Here is an 18,843-nt window from a genome sequence, read left to right on the forward strand (position 1 = left end):
TCAGGGCTTGGACTTCTCCAGGTAACGGAAGAACTCGTTGTCCGGGCTCAGCACCAGGACGTCCTTCTTGTCGGCGAAGCTGTCGCGGTAGGCCTTGAGGCTACGGGTGAAGGCGTAGAACTCCGGCTCCTGGTTGTAGGCCTTGGCATAGATGGCAGCCGCCTTGGCGTCGCCCTCACCGCGGGTTTCCTCAGACTGCCGATAGGCCTCGGCCAGCAGCACGCGGCGCTGGCGGTCGGCATCGGCGCGGATACCCTCGGCCAGTTCGCGGCCCTTGGCGCGGTGCTCGCGGGCCTCGCGCTCGCGCTCGGTGCTCATCCGCTCGAACACGCTGCGGTTGACTTCCTTCGGCAGGTCGATGGCCTTGACGCGCACGTCGATGACCTCGATGCCCAGCTCCTTCTGCGCCATGCGGTTGAGCGACGCGGTGATGTCGCCCATCAGGGCGTCACGCTCGCCGGACACCACCTCGTGCAGGGTGCGCTTGCCGAACTGGTCGCGCAGGCCGGCTTCCAGGCGCCGCGACAGGCGCTCGTCGGCGATCTGCTTGAGGCCCGAGGTCGCGGTATAGAAGCGCTCGGCGTCGGCCACACGCCACTTGGCGTAGGCGTCGACCATCACCGCCTTCTTCTCCAGGGTGAGGAAGCGCTGGGTCGGCGAATCCAGGGTCAGCAGGCGGCCGTCGAACTTGCGCACCTGGTTGACGTACGGAATCTTGAAGTGCAGGCCGGGCTGCACGTCCGACTCGACCACGCGGCCGAAACGCAGCAGCACCGCGCGCTCGGTCTGCTGCACCACGTAGATGCTGCTCCACAGCGCCACGGCAGCCACCACGGCGGCGATCAGGGCGATCAGGGATTTGTTACTCATCAGCGGCTCTCCCTGGTGCGCAGGTCACGTTGCTGCAGGTCGCTGGCGACCCGCGAGCCGATGTCCGGCGTGCTGCTCGTCGTACCCGCCGCGCCACTGCCCGGGGTCGCCGAGCCACGGCCGTCGATCATCTTGTCCAGCGGCAGGTAGATCAGGTTGTTCTGCCCCTGCTGACCGGTGACCAGCACCTTGCTGCTCTGCGACAGCACGTCCTGCATGGCATCCAGGTACAGGCGCTCGCGGGTGACTTCCGGCGCCTTGCGGTATTCGCCGGCCAGCTTGCTGAAGCGGTCGGCCTCACCCTCGGCGCGGGCCACCACCTCGTCGCGGTAGCCGTTGGCTTCCTCGATGATGCGCTGAGCCTGGCCACGGGCTTCGGGCACCACGCCGTTAGCGTAGGCTTCGGCCTGGTTCTTCTCGCGCTGCTCGTCTTCGCGGGCGCGGATCACGTCGTCGAAGGCTTCCTGCACCTCGCGCGGGGCGGCGGCGCTCTGGATGTTCACCTGGGTCACGGTGATACCGGTCTTGTAGGTGTCCAGGAAACGCTGCAGGCGATCGCGCACCTCGGTGGCCATCTGTTCGCGGCCCTCGGTGAGGATCTGGTCCATGGTGGTGGAGCCGGCCACGTGGCGCAGGGCGCTCTCGGTGGCGTGCTGCAGGCTGACCTCGGGCTGGTCGACGTTGAGCACGAAGTCCTTCAGGTTGCTGACCTTGTACTGCACGGTCAGCGGGACCTCGACGATGTTCTCGTCCTCGGTGAGCATCTGCCCCTGCTTGCTGTAGGCACGCTCGCGGGTGACGTTCTCCTGGAACTTCTTGTCGATCGGCGGGAAGTAGAAGTTCAGGCCCGGGCCTACGGTGTCGTAGTACTTGCCCATGCGCAGGATGACCGCCTGCTCCTGCTCGTCCACCACATAGATGGCGTTGTACAGCCAGAGCACGGCGAGCACGGCCAGGCCGATGCCGAACAGGCCCAGGCCACCGCCCTTGCCGCCGACGGGGCTGCCGCCGCGCGGTTTCTTGCCGCCGAAGATGCGATTGAGGCTGTCCTGCAGCTTGCGGAAGGCCTCATCGAGATCCGGAGGGCCCTGTCGGCCGCCACCACGGCGCCCGCCCCAGGGGTCCTGATCGTTCTTGTTCGAGTTGTCACCCGGCTCGTTCCAAGCCATAGCGCTCTCCATCTAATAACGCGAAACGCGCCTGCGGCGCGACCACCCATGCTACCGAATGCCCCGCCCGGTGCCAAAAGCACCGTTCCAGGCTTTATTGCAAAGTGTGTTGCGCAATGAACTCCGCCGGCTGCCATCCCTCGCGGCTGATCAGGCGGTTCAACTCGACACGCGGCAGGCGAACCTGCAAAACGGCGCGTCCCTGCTCGTCGTGGTCCTCGGATTGCACCGCGCCCAGCTCGAAGAACTGTGCGCGCAGGCGCCCCAGGCGCTGCGGCAGGCAGAGCGTGCCGACGAACAGGTCGTCGCCCAGCAGCTCGGCCACCGCCTTTTCCAACAGTTCCAGCCCGCGCCCGTCACGGGCGGAGAGCCAGACCCGCACCGGTTTGCCGGTCTCGTCGCGCTGGATTCGCGCGTCCATGTCCGGCAGCAGGTCGATCTTGTTGTACACCTCGAGCATCGGCAGCTCGTTGGCGCCGATCTCGGTCAGCACCGCGTGCACCTGTTCCACCTGCGCGTCGCGCTCCGGCTCGTGGGCATCGATCACGTGCAGCAGCAGGTCGGCGTTGCTCGACTCTTCCAGCGTAGCGCGGAAGGCCTCGACCAGCTTGTGCGGCAGGTGGCGGATGAAACCCACGGTATCGGCCAGCACGACCGGGCCGACGTCCTCCAGCTCGAGCCGGCGCAGGGTCGGATCGAGGGTGGCGAACAGCTGGTTGGCCGCGTAGACCTCGGAAGTGGTCAAGGCGTTGAACAGCGTGGACTTGCCGGCGTTGGTGTAGCCGACCAGGGAAACCGAGGGGATTTCCGCCCGGCGCCGGCCACGACGGGCCTGCTCACGCTGGCTGCGGACCTTCTCCAGGCGCTGCTTGATCTGGCGGATGCGTGCGCGCAGCAGGCGGCGGTCGGTTTCCAGCTGGGTTTCACCTGGGCCACGCAGGCCGATACCGCCCTTCTGCCTTTCCAGGTGGGTCCAGCCGCGCACCAGGCGCGTGCTCATGTGTTCGAGCTGCGCCAGCTCCACCTGCAGCTTGCCCTCATGGGTGCGGGCGCGCTGGGCGAAGATGTCGAGAATCAGACCGGTACGGTCGAGCACCCGGCATTCGAGGACGCGCTCGAGGTTGCGTTCCTGGCTGGGCGTCAGGGTGTGGTTGAAGATGATCAGCTCGACGTCCTGGACTTGCACCAGGTCGCGCAGCTCATCGACCTTGCCACTGCCGATCAGGAACTTGGCCGACGGCTGATGGCGCGAAACGTTGACGAATGCCACCGACTCCGCGCCCGCCGAACGGGCCAGCTCCTGGAATTCCTGCGGGTCTTCGCGCGCCTCGGGGTCCTGACCTTCCAGATGGACCAGAATGGCCCGTTCCCCACCACCCGGGCGCTCAAAGAACAAGGCGGGCTACCGTCAAGCGTTGCCCGGCTCGGCCGGTTGATCGCCGCTGGGCAGACGCACCGGACGGCTGGGCACGACGGTGGAAATGGCGTGCTTGTAGACCATCTGGCTGACAGTGTTCTTCAGCAAAATCACGAACTGGTCGAAGGATTCGATCTGACCTTGCAGCTTGATACCGTTCACCAGGTAGATGGAGACCGGTACGCGTTCTTTTCGCAGGGTATTCAGGTAAGGGTCTTGTAGCGAATGCCCTTTTGACATATGCCGCACTCCTTTAGGGAATCAATAGATTTAGTAGTAGTCGAATGGCTTGTTGCCGTCGGTAACCCCAAGGATAGACGGCTGAATTATGGTCTCGAACCTATATGGAGACCGCCTCAAGATATTTCAAGGCACGCGGCAGATTGTCGCCTGCCAGACTGTCCAACCAGTGTAGATGGCCCCAGCTGCGCAGCCAGGTGAACTGGCGCTTGGCTAGTTGCCGGGTGGCAATCACGCCGCGCTCCTCCATCTCAGCGTAGGACAGTTTGCCCTCGAGGTATTCCCATACCTGTCGGTAGCCCACGGCACGAATGGATGGCAGCCCGGCGTGCAAGTCGTCTCTCGCGCGAAGTGCTTCGACCTCGGCGATGAAGCCCTGTTCCAGCATCTGACGAAAACGTTGTGCGATTCGCGCGTGCAGTACCTGGCGCTGCTGAGGTGCAATCGCCAGTTGCGCCACAGTATACGGTAATTGCGCCGCGCCTGGCGCGCTGGAACCGGCATTTTCAGCCGCCTGGCGGCGGCGGTGGTCGCTCATCGACAAGCCGCTGACGCGTTGCACTTCCAGCGCCCTGACCAGGCGTTGCGGGTCGTTGGGGTGGATGCGCGCCGCCGACTCCGGGTCGACCCGCTGCAATTCGGCATGCAGCGCCGCCCAGCCCTCGGCCGCGGCCCAGGCTTCCAGCTCGGCGCGCACCGCCGGATCGGCGCTGGGCATGTCCGCCATGCCTTCCAGCAATGCCTTGAAATACAACATGGTGCCGCCGACCAGCAGGGGGATGCGCCCCGCCGCGGTGATCTCGGCCATGGCCGCCAGGGCGTCGGCGCGGAATTCCGCCGCCGAATAGCTTTCGGCCGGGTCACGGATGTCGATCAGTCGGTGCGGGAATTCGGCCAGGACTTCCTTCGAGGGCTTGGCCGTGCCGATGTCCATGCCACGGTAGACCAGCGCCGAGTCGACGCTGACCAGTTCGATGGGCAGCAGCCGCGCCAGTTCCAGCGCCAGGTCGGTCTTGCCGGCGGCGGTCGGGCCCATGAGGAAGATGGCGGGAGGCAGGGAGGACATCGGCAACTCTTCGGCAGAACGGGCGCGTGCATACCGCGCGCTGAATCGATTGGCGCGCAGTTTACTGCACTTGGCTTAACGCTGGCTTTATTTCAGCGCCCGCGCAGGAAGAGTTTGTCCAGCTCGTCCAGGCCCAGCTGCGTCCAGGTGGGCCTGCCGTGGTTGCACTGGCCGCTGCGCTCGGTGATTTCCATGTCGCGCAGCAGGGCGTTCATCTCCGGCAGCGTCAGGCGCCGGTTGGCGCGCACCGCGCCGTGGCAGGCCATGGTCCCGAGCAGTTCGTTGAGATGCGCCTGGATGCGGTCGCTGGTGCCGTATTCCAGCAGGTCGGCAAGCACGTCGCGCACCAGCTGGGTCGCCTCGGCCTGCTTGAGCAGCGCGGGAACCTGGCGGATCGCCAGGCTTTCCGGGCCCAGGCGCTGCAGTTCGAAGCCGAGCCGGCTGAACCAGCCGCCGTGTTCCTCGGCGCAGTCGGCCTCGCGCTCGCTCACCGCCAGGGATTCGGGCACCAGCAGCGGTTGGCCGCGCAGGCCTTCGCTGTCCATGGCGATCTTCAGACGCTCGTAGGTGATGCGCTCATGGGCCGCATGCATGTCCACCAGCACCAGGCCGTGGGCATTCTCGGCGAGGATGTAGATGCCCTTGAGCTGAGCCAGGGCGTAGCCCAGCGGCGGGACGTCCTGGGCGCTCTCGGGGAGCGGCTGGGGCGCGGATTGCTCCGGCAGCGGCGCGAAATAGGTGCGGTAGGCGCCCTGGGCCTCGGCGGCGGGTGGCATGTCCTGGCGCGGCGGCTGGTAGGAATAGCCGCCGCCGGAACCGGAGGAACCGCCCGAGCCGCTCCAGGTACGCGCCGCGGCCGGGGCCTCCAGCACCTTGTCCGACAGGCTCATCTCGCCCTGCGGGCCGAATTCCCCGGCGGCCTGCCCGGTGGGGCGCGGCACGGTCAGGGTGGTGGCCCCCGGCGGCGCCAGCTGGTCGTCCGGACGCACCTCGGCGAGCGCCCGGTGCAGGGTGCCGTAGAGGAAGTCGTGGACCATGCGGCTGTCGCGGAAGCGCACTTCGTGCTTGGTCGGGTGCACGTTGACGTCCACCGTCGCCGGGTCGACCTCCAGGAACAGCACGAAGGTCGGGTGGCGGCCGTTGTAGAGCACGTCGCGGTAGGCCTGGCGCACCGCGTGGGCGACCAGTTTGTCGCGCACCATGCGGCCGTTGACGTAGAAGTACTGCAGGTCCGGCTGGCTGCGGGAGAAGGTCGGCAGGCCGACCCAGCCCCACAGGTGCAGGCCGTTGCGCTCGATCTCGATGGGCAGCGCCTGTTCGAGGAAGGCCGGGCCGCACACGGCGCCGACGCGGCGCGCGCGGGCGGTCTCGTCCGCGGCCTCGTGCAGGCTGAAGATGGTCTTGCCGTTGTGGCGCAGGTGGAAGGCCACGTCGAAGCGGGCCAGGGCCAGGCGCTTGATGACTTCCTGCAGGTGGTCGAACTCGGTCTTCTCGGCGCGCAGGAACTTGCGCCGCGCCGGGGTGTTGAAGAACAGGTCGCGGACCTCGACGCTGGTGCCCACCGGATGCGCCGCCGGCTGTACCCGCGGCTGCATGTCGCGGCCCTCGGTCTCCACCTGCCAGGCCTGCTCGGCGTCGGCGGTGCGCGAGGTCATGGTCAGCCGCGATACCGAGCTGATCGAGGCCAGGGCCTCGCCGCGGAAGCCCAGGCTCATCACCGCCTCGAGGTCTTCCAGCTCGCGGATCTTGCTGGTGGCGTGGCGCGCCAGGGCCAGCGGCAGGTCGTCGGCGGGGATGCCGCCGCCGTCGTCGCGCACCCGCAGCAGCTTGATGCCGCCCTGCTCCACCTCGATGTCGACGCGCCGGGCGCCGGCGTCCAGGCAGTTCTCCAGCAGTTCCTTGATCACCGAGGCCGGGCGCTCGACCACCTCGCCGGCGGCGATCTGGTTGGCCAGCCGCGGGCTGAGCAGCTGGATGCGGCGTGCTTCGTTCATTGCTGCGCCGCCAGGGAGGTCGCGGGGATGTTCAGTACCTGGCCGATGCGCACGCTATCGGTCTTCAGGTTGTTGGTGCTGCGCAGGGTGGCCATGCTCACGTCGTAGCGCGCGGAGATCATCGACAGGCTCTCGCCGGCGCGCACCACGTGCTGGCGCGGCCCGCTGGAAATCTGCCCGCCGTCGCGCAGCGAGGCGATGTAGGTGCCCGGCGGCGGCGTCTGCACGAAGTACTGGCGCACACCGGCGGCGATGGAGCGGGCCAGGGCCTGCTGGTGCGAGGCGCTGTTGAGCTTCTGCGACTCGCCGGGATTGGAGATGAAGCCGGTCTCCACCAGGATCGACGGGATGTCCGGCGACTTCAGCACCATGAAGCCGGCCTGCTCGACGCGGTTCTTGTGCAGCGAGGTGACGCGGCCGACGTTGGTCAGCACCTTGTGCCCGACATCCAGGCTGGAGGACATGGTGGCGGTCATCGACAGGTCGAGCAGCACGCCGGCGAGCATGTGGTCCTTGTCGTCGAGGCTGACGCTGCCGTCGCCGCCGATCAGGTCGGAACGGTTTTCGCTGTCGGCCAGCCAGCGCGCGGTCTCGGAGGTGGCGCCGCGGTCGGAGAGGGCGAACACCGAGGCTCCGAAGGCGCTGCGGCTGGGCGCGGCGTCGGCGTGGATGGAGACGAACAGGTCGGCGCCCTTCTTGCGCGCGATGGCGGTGCGCCCGCGCAGCGGGATGAAGTAGTCGCCGGTGCGCGTCAGCTCGGCGCGGAAGCCCTTCATCTGGTTGATCTGCCGCTGCAGTTCGCGGGCGATCGACAGGGTGATGTTCTTCTCGTGCAGGCCGTTCGGGCCGGAAGCGCCCGGGTCCTCGCCGCCGTGGCCGGCGTCGATGGCGATGATGATGTCGCGCTTGCCGCCGGCAGGCACCGGCGCCTTGGCCACCGGCTGCGTCGGCGTCACCGGGGTGGCCGGCTGGTTCGGCGTGGGCGTGGCGGGCACGTCGGGGGTGATGTCCGCGCCCTGGTCGTAGAGGTCCACCACCAGGCGGTTGCCGTACTGCTGGTTGGGCGGCAGGACGAAACTCTTGGGCGTCACCTGGGCCGAGAGGTCCAGCACCAGGCGCAGGTCGGTGGGCGAGCGCTGCGCCGAACGCACCGAGGTGATCGGGGTGTTCTTCAGCTTGAGCTGGTTCAGCGCGGTGCTCAGCTGCGCGCCGCTAAGGTCGATGACGATGCGGTTGGGCGCGCTGAGGGTGAACAGGCTGTGCTGCACCGGGCCGGACAGGTCGAACACCAGGCGCGTGTTGTCCGGCGCGCGCCACAGGCGCACGCTCTTGATCTGCGTGATTTGCGCGGCGGCAAGAACCTCGCCGGCGCCCAGCGCCAGCAGGATGAACAACCCGGCCAACAGCGCCCGAAGGCGCAACCCCCAACCCATGTTTTTTCTCATGCTCCCGTAGCCAGGACGGCGCACCAGGCTTCGCCCCGCACTCCGTGCGGTTCCAGGCGCAGCATGCGGCCGCCCGCTTGCGGAGTAATGGTAATGTCCAGGTCGGCCTTTGGCAAAATGCCCGCGCCCCTTTCGGCCCACTCGATCAGGCACAGGGCGTCGCCTTCGAAGTAATCGCGGATGCCCAGATATTCCAGTTCCTCGGGGTCGGCCAGGCGGTACAGATCGAAATGGAAGGCGCGCACCTCGCCCAGCTCGTAGGGCTCGACCAGGGTGAAGGTCGGGCTCTTCACCGCCCCGGCATGGCCCAGGCCGCGCAGAATGCCGCGCGAGAGCGTGGTCTTGCCGGCGCCGAGGTCGCCGTGCAGGTAGATCACCCCGCGCCCGCCGGTAGCCTGGGCGATCCTCGCGCCCAGCGCGTACATGGCCTCCTCGCCATCGGCGAACAGCTTCAGTTCAGGCATGGGGCGAACTCCTCGAGCAACTGACGAACGGCAGGGATCAGGTCGCTGGCCGCGAGCCCCCGTCCCTGTGCGCCAAGCAGCTCGCCGGCGCGGGCGTGCAGCCAGACGGCCAGGCAGGCGGCGTCGAAGGGTTCGAGTTTCTGTGCCAGCAGCGCACCGACGACACCGGACAGCACATCACCCAGGCCGGCGGTGGCCATGGCCGGATGACCATGGGAGCACAACGCCAGGCGGCCGTCCGGCGCAGCGACCAAGCTGCCGACGCCCTTGAGCACGGCCACCGCCTGGTAGCGGCTGGCCAGCTCACGCACGGCGGCGGCCCGGTCGGCCTGCACCTCGGCGGTGGGGCGGCCCAGCAGGCGGGCCGCCTCGGCGGGGTGCGGGGTGATCACCAGGCTACCCGCCGGGCGCTGCACCTGGCCCTCGGCCAGCAGGTTGAGCGCATCGGCGTCCCACACCTGGGGCAGGTCCAGGCTGGCCGCGGCGCTGGCCAGGCAACGGCCCCAGGCGTTGCGGCCGATGCCGGGGCCGACCACCAGCACGCTGGCGCGCTCGGCGGCGCGCAGCACCTCGGCGGACGAGGACACGCCGCGGGTCATCAGTTCCGGGCAACGCGCCAGCGCCGCCGGCACGTGGGCGGCGCGGGTGGTGACGGAAACCAACCCGGCGCCGCTGCGCAGGGCCGCTTCGCCAGCGAGCAGGGTGGCGCCGCCCATGCCGTGGTCGCCGCCGATCAGCAGCAGGTGGCCGAACAGGCCCTTGTGCGCCGCCTTCGGCCGCGGCGCCAGCTGCGCCAGGCTGGTGGGCGCCAGGCGCATGGCCTGGGCCTCCTCGGGCAGTTGCGCGGGGTCGGCGTCGAGGTTGTCGAAGGCCAGCTCGCCGCACTGGTCCGGGCCTTCGCCGGTGAACAGGCCGAACTTGAGGCCGATGAAGGTCACCGTCAGGTCGGCGCGCACCGCGCAGCCCAGCACCTGGCCGGTATCGGCGCTGAGGCCGGAGGGGATGTCAATGGCCAGGACCGGCAGGCCGCTGGCGTTGATCCGTTCGATGGCCGCCGCATACGGGTCACGCACCGCGCCACCGAGGCCGGTGCCGAGCAGCGCATCCACCAGCACGCCATGCAGTTCGGCGTGTTCGTGCCAGGGCAGGATGGTCACGCCGGCGGCCAGGGCCTCGGCGTGGGCGGATGCGGCGTCCCCGGCCAGCCGCGCGGTATCGCCCACCGCCAGCACGCGCACGTTCCAGCCGGCGCGCTGGGCCAGGGCGGCGACCAGGTAGCCATCACCGGCGTTGTTGCCGTGCCCGGCCAGCACCGTCAGGCGCCCGGCGTCCGGCCAGCGCCGGCGCAGGGCACGCCAGGCCGCGTGGGCGGCGCGCTGCATGAGTTCGAAGCCGGGTGTGCCGGCGGCGATCAGGCGCGCGTCGAGGTCGCGCACCTGCCGGGCGCTGTACAGCGCGGTCGGCAGACTGTCGTGAGGGTGCGAATTCATCGGGTTTCCGCGGGGAATCGGGCGCCGGTCGGCGCGGTCTGGCAGAATTATACCTACCCCGGTCCCGCTTTCCCGCCCCCGCATGCACGATTCCACATCCGATTACAGCGCCATCGCCGAGCGCATCAAGGCCTGGGGCCGCGAGCTGGGCTTCCAGCAGGTCGGCATCGGCGGGCTGGACCTGGCCAGCCACGGCGAGCACCTGCAGCGCTGGCTGGCCGCCGGCTACCACGGCGAGATGGACTACATGGGCGCCCACGGCAGCAAGCGCTGGCGCCCGGACGAGCTGGTGCCCGGCACCCTGCGGGTGGTCTCGCTGCGCATGGACTACCTGCCCGGCGACACGCGCATGGCGCAGCGCCTGGCCGAGCCGGAGAAAGCCTACGTATCGCGCTACGCCCTGGGCCGCGACTACCACAAGCTGGTGCGCAAGCGCCTGCAGCAGCTGGCCGAACGCATCCAGCAGGAGGTCGGCCCGTTCGGCTACCGCGCCTTCGTCGACAGCGCGCCGGTGCTGGAGAAGGCCATCGGCGAACAGGCCGGGCTTGGCTGGATCGGCAAGAACACCCTGCTGCTCAACCGCAAGGCCGGCAGCTACTTCTTCCTCGGCGAACTCTTCACCGACCTGCCGCTGCCCCTGGACGAACCCCACGGCAGCGAACACTGCGGGCGCTGCAGCGCCTGCCTGGACATCTGCCCGACCAACGCCTTCGTCGGCCCCTACGTGCTGGACGCGCGGCGCTGCATCTCCTACCTGACCATCGAGCTGAAGGGCCCGATCCCCGAGGAACTGCGCGCGCCCATGGGCAACCGGGTGTTCGGCTGCGACGACTGCCAGATCGTCTGCCCGTGGAACCGCTTCGCCCGGCCCAGCGAGCAGGGCGACTTCCAGCCGCGCCACGGGCTGGACAATGCCGAGTTGGCCGAGTTGTTCCTCTGGAGCGAGGAAGAGTTCCTCAGCCGCACCGAAGGCTCACCGCTACGCCGGGCGGGCTATGAAAGGTGGCTGCGCAACCTGGCGGTGGGGCTGGGGAATGCGCCGTCGAGCATTCCGGTGATAGAGGCGTTGAAGGCGCGGCGGGAGTTTCCGTCGGAGTTGGTGCGCGAGCACGTCGCGTGGGCGCTGCGGCGGCATGGGGTGGAGCGGTAGAGGTTCTGCTGGCTGGGTTGGGAGCGCGTCCTGAAGAGCCCCTCTCCCCAGCCCTCTCCCTGAAGGGAGAGGGGGCTTGTCCGTGCCGGCTGAAAGCAAGGTTTCAGCCGGACACCACAGCGGAATATCCGGCTGACTGCAAAACATCCAACCCTGCCCAACGATCCCCTCTCCCTGAAGGGAAAGAGGGCTTGTCCGTGCCGAGAGAAGGAAGGCTTCAAATGGAGACCTTCGGCGTTGCCGGCTAACTCCAGAGCATCCAAGCACTCCGAACGGTCCCCTCTCCCTTCAGGGCGGGGCGCGCAGCCGAGGGTTAGGGAGAGGGAGCGGAGCCAAACCGACACACCTCAGCCACCTGGAAACCCCGTTCGCGAGCAAGCTCGCTCCTACGAAAAACCAGCGACTCAGACCTTGATGAAGGTCTCGCGGTAATAGCGCAGCTCGGCGATGGATTCGCGGATGTCGTCCAGCGCCAGGTGGGTATTGCCCTTCTTGAAGCCATCCCGCACCTGCGGAGCCCAGCGCGCCGCCAGTTCCTTCAGGGTGGAGACGTCGAGGTTGCGGTAGTGGAACCAGGCTTCCAGCTTCGGCATGTACCTATAGAGGAAGCGGCGGTCCTGGCAGATGCTGTTGCCGCAGATGGGCGAGGCGCGCTTGGGCACCCATTTTTCCAGGAAGGCCAGGGTCATGGCCTCGGCCTGGGCGGCGTCGATGTCGCTTTCGCGCACGCGCTGGGTCAGGCCCGACTGGCCGTGCTGGCGGGTGTTCCACTCGTCCATGCCGGCGAGGGTCTCCTCGCTCTGGTGCACGGCGATCACCGGGCCTTCCGCGAGAATGTTCAGCTCGCTGTCGGTGACGATGGTGGCCATTTCGATGATCACGTCCCGGTCCGGGTCCAGGCCGGTCATCTCCAGGTCGATCCAGATCAGGTTCTGTGGGTTCTGCATGGTGCGCTCCTAGGCTCAAGCCCTCTAGTTTAGCGGGAAGAGCGAATGCGCATGCTAAACTCGCCGGCGATTTTTCCCGTGGATTGCATATGGCCAAGCGTCATCTCACCCGCCGGCAGAGCTGGCGCATCGAAAAGATCCAGGAAGAGCGCGCCGCGCGCGCCGCCAAGCGCGAGTCGCGGGCCCTGGAAGAGCTGGAAGGCGGCGACCTGGGGCCGGAGCAGAACGGCCTGGTGATCGCCCACTTCGGCGTCCAGGTGGAAGTCGAGGCGCTGGAGGGCGAGCACGCCGGCGACGTGCTGCGCTGCCACCTGCGCGCCAACCTGCCGCCGCTGGTGACCGGCGACCGCGTAGTCTGGCGCCCGGGCAACCAGGGCATCGGCGTGATAGTCGCGCAGTTGCCGCGCACCTCCGAGCTGTGCCGCCCGGACATGCGCGGCCTGCTCAAGCCGGTGGCGGCCAACGTCGACCGCATCGTCATCGTCTTCGCCCCGCGCCCGGAACCCCACGCCAACCTGATCGACCGCTACCTGATCGCCGCCGAGCACGCCGGCATCCAGCCGCTGCTGCTGCTGAACAAGGCCGACCTGATCGACGAGCAGAATGCCGAGCAGATCGACGCCCTGCTGGGCACCTACCGCGACCTGGGCTACCCGCTGCTGGAGGTCTCGGCCTTCAACGGCCTGGCCATGGACGCCCTGCGCGCGGCGCTGAACGATCACGTCAGCGTGTTCGTCGGCCAGTCCGGGGTGGGCAAGTCGTCGCTGGTCAACGCCCTGCTGCCGGGGGTGGACACCCGTGTCGGCGACCTCTCGGAGATCACCGGCAAGGGCACCCACACCACGACCACGGCGCGGCTGTTCCACTTCCCCGCCGGCGGCGACCTGATCGACTCCCCCGGCATCCGCGAGTTCGGCCTGGGGCACGTCACCCGCGACGACGTCGAGGCCGGCTTCATCGAGTTCCGCGACCTGCTCGGGCACTGCCGCTTCCGCGACTGCAAGCACGACCGCGAACCGGGCTGCGCGCTGCTCAAGGCGCTGGAGGAAGGCCGCGTCAGCCCGCAACGCATGGCCAGTTATCGGCACATTCTCGCCAGCCTGCCGGAAACGGATTACTGATCAGCGCTCGCGCTCCGACAACTTTGTCGGAGCGCCAGGCCCGCCTTCACTGCTTCTTCAGCTCGTCCAGCTTCAGCTTGCCGTCATCGAACAGGTTGAGCTTCTCGCGCACCTGTTCGGCGGGCAGCGGCTGGAACGCGGGCGCGGCGCCCTGGGGCGGCGTCGGCGCGGCACCAGCGGGCGTCGTAGCCCCGGCCGGCTGGCTGGCCGCCGGCTCCTCGGCGGTGCCGTCCTGGCCCTCGATGGCGCGTTGCGCGCGCTTGGTCAGGACGATGATGTCGATGCGCCGGTTCACCGGGTTCAGCGGGTTCTTGCGGTCGAACAGCTGCGACGAGGCGTAGCCCACCACCCGGGCGATCTGCCCTTCCGGGTAGCCGCCGGCCACCAGGGCGCGGCGCGCGGCGTTGGCGCGGTTGGCCGACAGCTCCCAGTTGCCGAACTCGTCGCCAGAGTAGGGCTTGGCGTCGGTGTGGCCGCTGATGCTGATCTTGTTCGGCACCTGCTTGATGGTCTCGGCCATGGCCAGCAGGATGTCCTCGAAGTACGGCTGCAGGCGCGCGCTGCCCAGGTCGAACATCGGCCGGTTCTCGGCGTCGACGATCTGGATGCGCAGGCCGTCGCGGGTGATCTCGAACAGGATCTGGTCCTTGAAGCGGCGCAGCGTGGGGTTCTCGTCGACCTTGTTCTGCAGTTCCTGCAGCAGCAGCTCCAGGCGCTCGTGCTCGATCTGCTCGGCCTGGCGCTCGGCCTCGGCGGGGTTGACCTCCTTCTCCGACTCCGGGCTGATGCGTGTCTCGTCCGCCTCCGGCTGCGCCTGGATCTGCGGGTTGAGGGTCTTGTCCGGGGCCGGCGTCGGCGTGCCGCCGAGGTCGATCACGTAGGGGCTGGCACTCTCGGTGAAGCCGATGGGGTCCTGGAAGTAGCCGGAAATCGCCTTCTTCTGCTCGGGGGTGGCCGAGGACAGCAGCCACAACACCAGGAAGAACGCCATCATCGCCGTGGCGAAGTCGGCGAAGGCGATCTTCCAGGAGCCGCCGTGGTGGCCGGCGGCGTAGCGCTTGACGCGCTTGACGATGATCGGCTGGTTGTTATCCATCGTTTAGCGCCCGCGTACCGCCTGTTCCAGCTCGCTGAAGCTCGGACGGTGCGCCGGCAGCAGCACCTTGCGGCCGAACTCCACCGCCAGCGACGGCGGCATGCCCGAGGCCGAGGCCACCAGGCAGGCCTTGATCGCCTCGTAGAGGTTCAGCTCTTCCTTGGCGTCGTGCTCCAGGGCGTTGGACAGCGGGCCGACGAAGCCGTAGGCGGCGAGGATACCGAGGAAGGTACCGACCAGCGCCGCGGCAACGTGGTGGCCGATCTCCGCCTGGCTGCCCTGGCCGAGCAGGGCCATGGTGATCACGATGCCGAGCACCGCGGCGACGATACCGAAGCCGGGCAGCGCGTCGGCGACGCGGGTCACGGCGTGGGACGGGTGCTCGAAGTCTTCCTTGAGGCTGCCCAGTTCCATGTCGAACAGGCCTTCCAGCTCGTGGGGCGCCATGTTGCCGGAGGACATGATGCGCAGGTAGTCGCAGATGTAGGCGGTCATGCGCTCGTCCTTCAGCACCGCCGGGTACTTGCTGAAGATGGGGCTGGAGGCGGGTTCCTCGAGGTCGGCCTCGATGGCCATCATGCCTTCGCGGCGGCTCTTGTTGAGGATCTCGTAGAGCATCCCCAGCACTTCCAGGTAGAAGACGTGGGTGAAGCGGTTGCTGAACATCTTCGGCGCCTTCTTCAGCACCGTCATGAAGGTGCTGCCGGGGTTCGCCTGGAGGAAGGCGCCCAGCGCGGCACCGCCGATGATCAGCACTTCGAAGGGCTGCACGATGGCCATGATCTTGCCGCCGGAGAGCAGGTAGCCGCCGAGGACGCTGCCCAGCAGGACAATGATGCCGATGATTTTTGCCATTGAAGAGTCGACTGGAACGGTGGACGGGACGGGAGCGCCAATATGCGCCACCCTCTTGTTATCGGAGAAACCGCGCAAGACTATAGGCTGCAAATTGTAAAAACCAGTTCGGCGGCCCAAGCATGCCCATCCAGACACCCGACCCGCAGCGCCTCGCCTCCTGGCTCCAGTTGCTGGAGGAGTTGCCGCTGCCGGTACCCGCCGAACAGCACGAGCGCGTGCGCCGCGCCCTGGCGGACAACCGCCGGTCCCTGCGCGACATCGTCGACCTGCTGCAGGACAGCCCGACCCTGGCCCTGGCCATCCTGCGCGAGGCCAACCGCGCGCGCATGGCCCAGGACAACCCGGCGGAAAGCCTGGAAGTGGCCCTCAGCCGCCTCGGCCTGGTACGCGCCGCGGCCCTGCTGGAGGGCCTGCCCAGCGTGCCCGCCGCGCAGATGCCGCCGGCCCTGGGGCAGATGCTGCTGATCAGCCGCCACGCCATGCAGCAGGCCAGCGGCCTGTTCGCCAGCCGCCTGGCGCGCCTGTGGCAGGAAATCCACTGGGGCAGCCTGTTCATCCTGGCGCCGGTCTGGGCCCTGGCCACGGCGCGCCCGGACCTGCTCGAAGAATGGCAGCAGCAGGTGCTCGGCGAAGGCCGCGCCAGCGCCGAGGTGGAGCAGGAATTGCTGGGCATGCGCCTGCTGCCGCTGTGCGCGGCCCTGGCCGAGCGCTGGCGCCTGCCGGAATGGATCGGCCAGGGGCTGCGCCTGCTCGGCGAGGACCACGAACTGCTGGTCCGCGCCCTGCACCTGGCCCACGCCGAAAGCGAGCCGCTGGCCCAGCAACAGCGCCTGGACGCCGACCCCGAGCTGGCGCGCTGGCTGACGCGCCCGGCCAACACCATCCTCTTGGCCAACAGCCTGGCGATGGCCGCGCACCAGTCCTGGGGCGGGCCGCACATGCTGCGCTGGCAGCGGCTCACCGCGCTCTATCTGCAGGAACCGCTGGAGGCGCTGCAGCAGCAGGTTCACGCCCTGGCCGTGGAGAGCGCCCGCAAGGACGCCGACGCCCGTTACTGGCACCCGGCCCAGGCGCTGCTCTGGCCCTGGGACAGCCAACGCTGGCTGCCGCGCCACGCGCCCACATCCGAGCCTACGGCGGCTAACGCTCCCGCCCCCGCCGCCGGCAACCCAGAACAATGGCGCCGGCTGTGCGCCGAACTGCTGCGCACGCCCAGCCCGTTCGGCAACCTGGTGCCGCTGCTGGAATGCGCCAGCGAAGCCCTGCACGCCTGCGGCCTGGGCCGCGCCGTGTTGTTGCTCGCCGACCGCCAGCAAAACCTGCTGCAGGCCCGCCGCAGCTTCGGCCTGGCCCCCGCGGAGCAGAACCTGCAACTGCCGGTGGCCAGCAGCCAGCTGCTGCGCCGCCTGCTGGAACGCCCGGCGCGCCTGCACCTCACCCCGGCCAACATGGCCGAGTACTCCGCGCTGCTGCCCGGCCGCCTGAAGGCGGCGCTGCCCGGCGACCACCTGCTGCTGCGTTCCCTGGCCCGCGGCCAGCGCGTGGTGATGCTGGTGGTCGCCGACCGCAACGGCCACCCCATCGGCGAGGTCCAGGGCCAGGCCTTCGACAAGACCTGCCAGTGCATCGAGCGCGCCCTGCAGCAATTCGGCGCACCTGCGGCCCAGTGACACGCCCTGAAGCGATTGCCCGCCAGCGCCCCGCGCTTTTTCGTTAAACTGCGGGGTTTCGCGGGTAGCCCAGGGCGCCAGCTCACGCCATCCCGTCCCCCGCACCCGCCCTCAGGGAGATGCCGACATGTCCGCCTTTTCCGACCTGCCCCTGGTGATAGAACCGGCCGAGCTGGCCACCCGCCTGGACGCTCCCGAGCTGATCCTGGTCGACCTGACCAGCCCGGCGCGCTACGCCGAGGGCCACCTGCCCGGTGCCCGCTTCGTCGCCCCCGCGCGCACCCAGTGGGGCCAGCCGCCGGCGCCCGGCCTGCTGCCGGCCAAGGCCGACCTGGAAGCGCTGTTCGGCGAACTGGGGCACAATCCGGACGCCGTGTACGTGGTGTACGACGACGAAGGCGGCGGCTGGGCCGGGCGCTTCATCTGGCTGCTGGACGTCATCGGCCACCAGCGTTACCACTACCTGGACGGCGGCTTGCACGCCTGGCTGGCCGAGGGCCGTGAGCTGAGCCAGGCGGTTCCGGCGCCGGCCGGCGGCCCGCTGCCGCTGACGCTGCACGACGAACCCACCGCCACCCGCGAATACCTGCAGAGCCGCCTGGGCGCCGCCGACCTGGCCGTCTGGGACGCGCGCAACCCCAGCGAATACAGCGGCCAGAAGGTGCTGGCGGCCAAGGGCGGGCACATCCCCGGCGCGGTCAACTTCGAGTGGACCGCCGGCATGGACGCGGCCCGCGCCCTGCGCATCCGCACCGACATGGCGCAGATCCTCCAAAGCCTGGGCATCACCCCGGACAAGGAAGTGATCACCCACTGCCAGACCCACCACCGTTCCGGCTTCACCTACCTGGTGGCCAAGGCCCTCGGCTACCCGCGGGTCAAGGGCTACGCCGGCTCCTGGTCGGAATGGGGCAACCACCCCGACACCCCCGTAGAGGTTTAAGGAATGTCGTTCAAAGATCGTCTGTTCATCCTCGGCCAGTACCTGCTGCCGCATCACCTGCTGTCGCGCCTGATCGGCTGCGCGGCCGAATGCCGCGCCGCCTGGTTCAAGAACCGCCTGATCGGCTGGTTCGCCCGCCGCTACCAGGTCGACATGCGCGAGGCGCTGGTGGAAGACCTGCAGGCCTACGAGCACTTCAACGCCTTCTTCACCCGCGCCCTGAAGGACGGCGCGCGGCCGCTGGACGAAACGCCCGGCGGCGTGCTCTGCCCGGCCGACGGCGCCATCAGTCAGCTCGGCCCGATCGAGCATGGGCGCATCTTCCAGGCCAAGGGCCACAGCTTCAGCCTGACCGCGCTGCTGGGCGGCGACGCCGAGCGCGCCGCGCCCTTCATGGGCGGCAGCTTCGCCACCGTCTACCTCTCGCCGAAGGACTACCACCGCGTGCACATGCCGCTGGCCGGCACCCTGCGCGAGATGGTCTACGTGCCCGGCCGGCTGTTCTCGGTGAACCAGCTCACCGCCGAGCAGGTGCCGGAACTCTTCGCCCGCAACGAGCGGGTGGTCTGCCTGTTCGACACCGAACGCGGGCCCATGGCCGTGGTGCTGGTGGGCGCGATGATCGTCGCCTCGGTGGAAACCGTGTGGGCCGGCCTGGTCACGCCGCCGAAGCGCGAGCTGAAGGCCTTCGCCTACGACGAAGCGGCCCGCCAGCCCATCCACCTGGAAAAAGGCGCGGAACTGGGACGCTTCAAACTGGGCTCCACCGCCATCGTGCTGTTCGGCCCCGAGCAGGTCGCCTGGGCCGAACAACTGGCCGCCGGCAGCCCAGTGCGCATGGGCCAGTTGCTGGGCAACGCCCACCAGGCGTGAGCCGGCGCAGGCCGGGCAGCCTGTATCCGG

17 protein-coding genes are annotated in these 18,843 nt (G+C 68.7%); 5 read left to right on the forward strand and 12 right to left on the reverse strand.

The annotated features are described in order from the left end of the window. From hflC to ACTWJ5_RS29115, 9 genes are all read right to left on the reverse strand, one after another. Nucleotides 1–870: a protease modulator HflC gene (hflC, locus tag ACTWJ5_RS29075; RefSeq protein WP_074983351.1), complete on the reverse strand. Its 870-nt coding sequence runs from the start codon at nt 868–870 to the stop codon at nt 1–3. Next, a complete protein-coding gene (gene hflK / locus ACTWJ5_RS29080; RefSeq protein ID WP_074983354.1) occupies nt 870–2,039 on the reverse strand; it encodes an FtsH protease activity modulator HflK in 1,170 nt (389 codons plus the stop codon). Before hflK ends, hflC begins: the two co-directional genes overlap by 1 nt. A 94-nt stretch (nt 2,040–2,133) precedes the next feature. Continuing rightward, a complete protein-coding gene (hflX, locus tag ACTWJ5_RS29085; RefSeq protein WP_074983357.1) occupies nt 2,134–3,435 on the reverse strand; it encodes a ribosome rescue GTPase HflX in 1,302 nt (433 codons plus the stop codon). Between the two features lie 12 nt (nt 3,436–3,447). Beyond that, on the reverse strand, nt 3,448–3,696 hold the full coding sequence (gene hfq, locus ACTWJ5_RS29090) for an RNA chaperone Hfq (protein WP_003095657.1): 249 nt from the start codon (nt 3,694–3,696) through the stop codon (nt 3,448–3,450). A gap of 100 nt (nt 3,697–3,796) precedes the next feature. Beyond that, nucleotides 3,797–4,762 carry a tRNA (adenosine(37)-N6)-dimethylallyltransferase MiaA gene (miaA, locus tag ACTWJ5_RS29095; RefSeq protein WP_116424225.1) on the reverse strand — a complete coding sequence of 322 codons (966 nt, stop codon included), beginning with the start codon at nt 4,760–4,762 and terminating at the stop codon, nt 3,797–3,799. Between the two features lie 92 nt (nt 4,763–4,854). After that, nucleotides 4,855–6,756, reverse strand: a complete 1,902-nt coding sequence (gene mutL, locus ACTWJ5_RS29100) for a DNA mismatch repair endonuclease MutL (protein ID WP_253391102.1) — start codon at nt 6,754–6,756, stop codon at nt 4,855–4,857. Then, nucleotides 6,753–8,189 (reverse strand): N-acetylmuramoyl-L-alanine amidase AmiB, encoded by a 1,437-nt coding sequence (gene amiB / locus ACTWJ5_RS29105; RefSeq protein WP_253391101.1) that lies wholly within the window; start codon nt 8,187–8,189, stop codon nt 6,753–6,755. The genes mutL and amiB overlap by 4 nt, the downstream gene beginning before the upstream one ends. An 8-nt stretch (nt 8,190–8,197) precedes the next feature. Continuing rightward, a complete protein-coding gene (gene tsaE / locus ACTWJ5_RS29110) occupies nt 8,198–8,665 on the reverse strand; it encodes a tRNA (adenosine(37)-N6)-threonylcarbamoyltransferase complex ATPase subunit type 1 TsaE (protein ID WP_069863176.1) in 468 nt (155 codons plus the stop codon). Next, the gene (locus ACTWJ5_RS29115; RefSeq protein ID WP_444437037.1) at nt 8,653–10,155 is read right to left on the reverse strand and encodes an NAD(P)H-hydrate dehydratase; all 1,503 of its coding nucleotides are present in this window, start codon (nt 10,153–10,155) and stop codon (nt 8,653–8,655) included. The genes tsaE and ACTWJ5_RS29115 overlap by 13 nt, the downstream gene beginning before the upstream one ends. 82 nt (nt 10,156–10,237) lie before the next feature. Here ACTWJ5_RS29115 and queG point away from each other — a divergent pair, with 82 nt between their 5' ends. Further along, on the forward strand, nt 10,238–11,305 hold the full coding sequence (gene queG, locus ACTWJ5_RS29120; RefSeq protein ID WP_253391099.1) for a tRNA epoxyqueuosine(34) reductase QueG: 1,068 nt from the start codon (nt 10,238–10,240) through the stop codon (nt 11,303–11,305). A gap of 404 nt (nt 11,306–11,709) precedes the next feature. On the opposite strand, the gene orn is transcribed toward queG, so the two are convergent. Beyond that, entirely contained in the window at nt 11,710–12,252 is a 543-nt protein-coding gene (gene orn, locus ACTWJ5_RS29125) for an oligoribonuclease (RefSeq protein ID WP_074983370.1), read from the reverse strand. A gap of 89 nt (nt 12,253–12,341) precedes the next feature. On the opposite strand from orn, the gene rsgA reads away from it, so the two are divergent. Further along, the gene (gene rsgA / locus ACTWJ5_RS29130) at nt 12,342–13,373 is read left to right on the forward strand and encodes a small ribosomal subunit biogenesis GTPase RsgA (protein WP_253391098.1); all 1,032 of its coding nucleotides are present in this window, start codon (nt 12,342–12,344) and stop codon (nt 13,371–13,373) included. A gap of 46 nt (nt 13,374–13,419) precedes the next feature. Here rsgA and motB read toward each other — a convergent pair whose 3' ends face one another. Together motB and motA are read right to left on the reverse strand one after the other, a co-directional pair. Beyond that, nucleotides 13,420–14,469, reverse strand: a complete 1,050-nt coding sequence (gene motB, locus ACTWJ5_RS29135; protein WP_253391097.1) for a flagellar motor protein MotB — start codon at nt 14,467–14,469, stop codon at nt 13,420–13,422. Between the two features lie 3 nt (nt 14,470–14,472). Then, on the reverse strand, nt 14,473–15,324 hold the full coding sequence (gene motA / locus ACTWJ5_RS29140; protein ID WP_043268576.1) for a flagellar motor stator protein MotA: 852 nt from the start codon (nt 15,322–15,324) through the stop codon (nt 14,473–14,475). 122 nt (nt 15,325–15,446) lie between these two features. On the opposite strand from motA, the gene ACTWJ5_RS29145 reads away from it, so the two are divergent. From ACTWJ5_RS29145 to asd, 3 genes are all read left to right on the forward strand, one after another. After that, nucleotides 15,447–16,997, forward strand: coding sequence for an HDOD domain-containing protein (locus tag ACTWJ5_RS29145; protein WP_253391096.1), 1,551 nt, complete (start codon nt 15,447–15,449; stop codon nt 16,995–16,997). A gap of 127 nt (nt 16,998–17,124) precedes the next feature. Then, nucleotides 17,125–17,940: a thiosulfate sulfurtransferase gene (gene rhdA, locus ACTWJ5_RS29150; protein WP_253391095.1), complete on the forward strand. Its 816-nt coding sequence runs from the start codon at nt 17,125–17,127 to the stop codon at nt 17,938–17,940. Between the two features lie 3 nt (nt 17,941–17,943). Continuing rightward, the gene (gene asd / locus ACTWJ5_RS29155) at nt 17,944–18,813 is read left to right on the forward strand and encodes an archaetidylserine decarboxylase (protein ID WP_116424216.1); all 870 of its coding nucleotides are present in this window, start codon (nt 17,944–17,946) and stop codon (nt 18,811–18,813) included. Nucleotides 18,814–18,843: the final 30 nt, after the last annotated feature.

It is taken from the genome of Pseudomonas sp. A6, assembly GCF_052367875.1.
In the GTDB taxonomy this organism is placed as follows: Bacteria; Pseudomonadota; Gammaproteobacteria; order Pseudomonadales; family Pseudomonadaceae; genus Pseudomonas; species Pseudomonas citronellolis.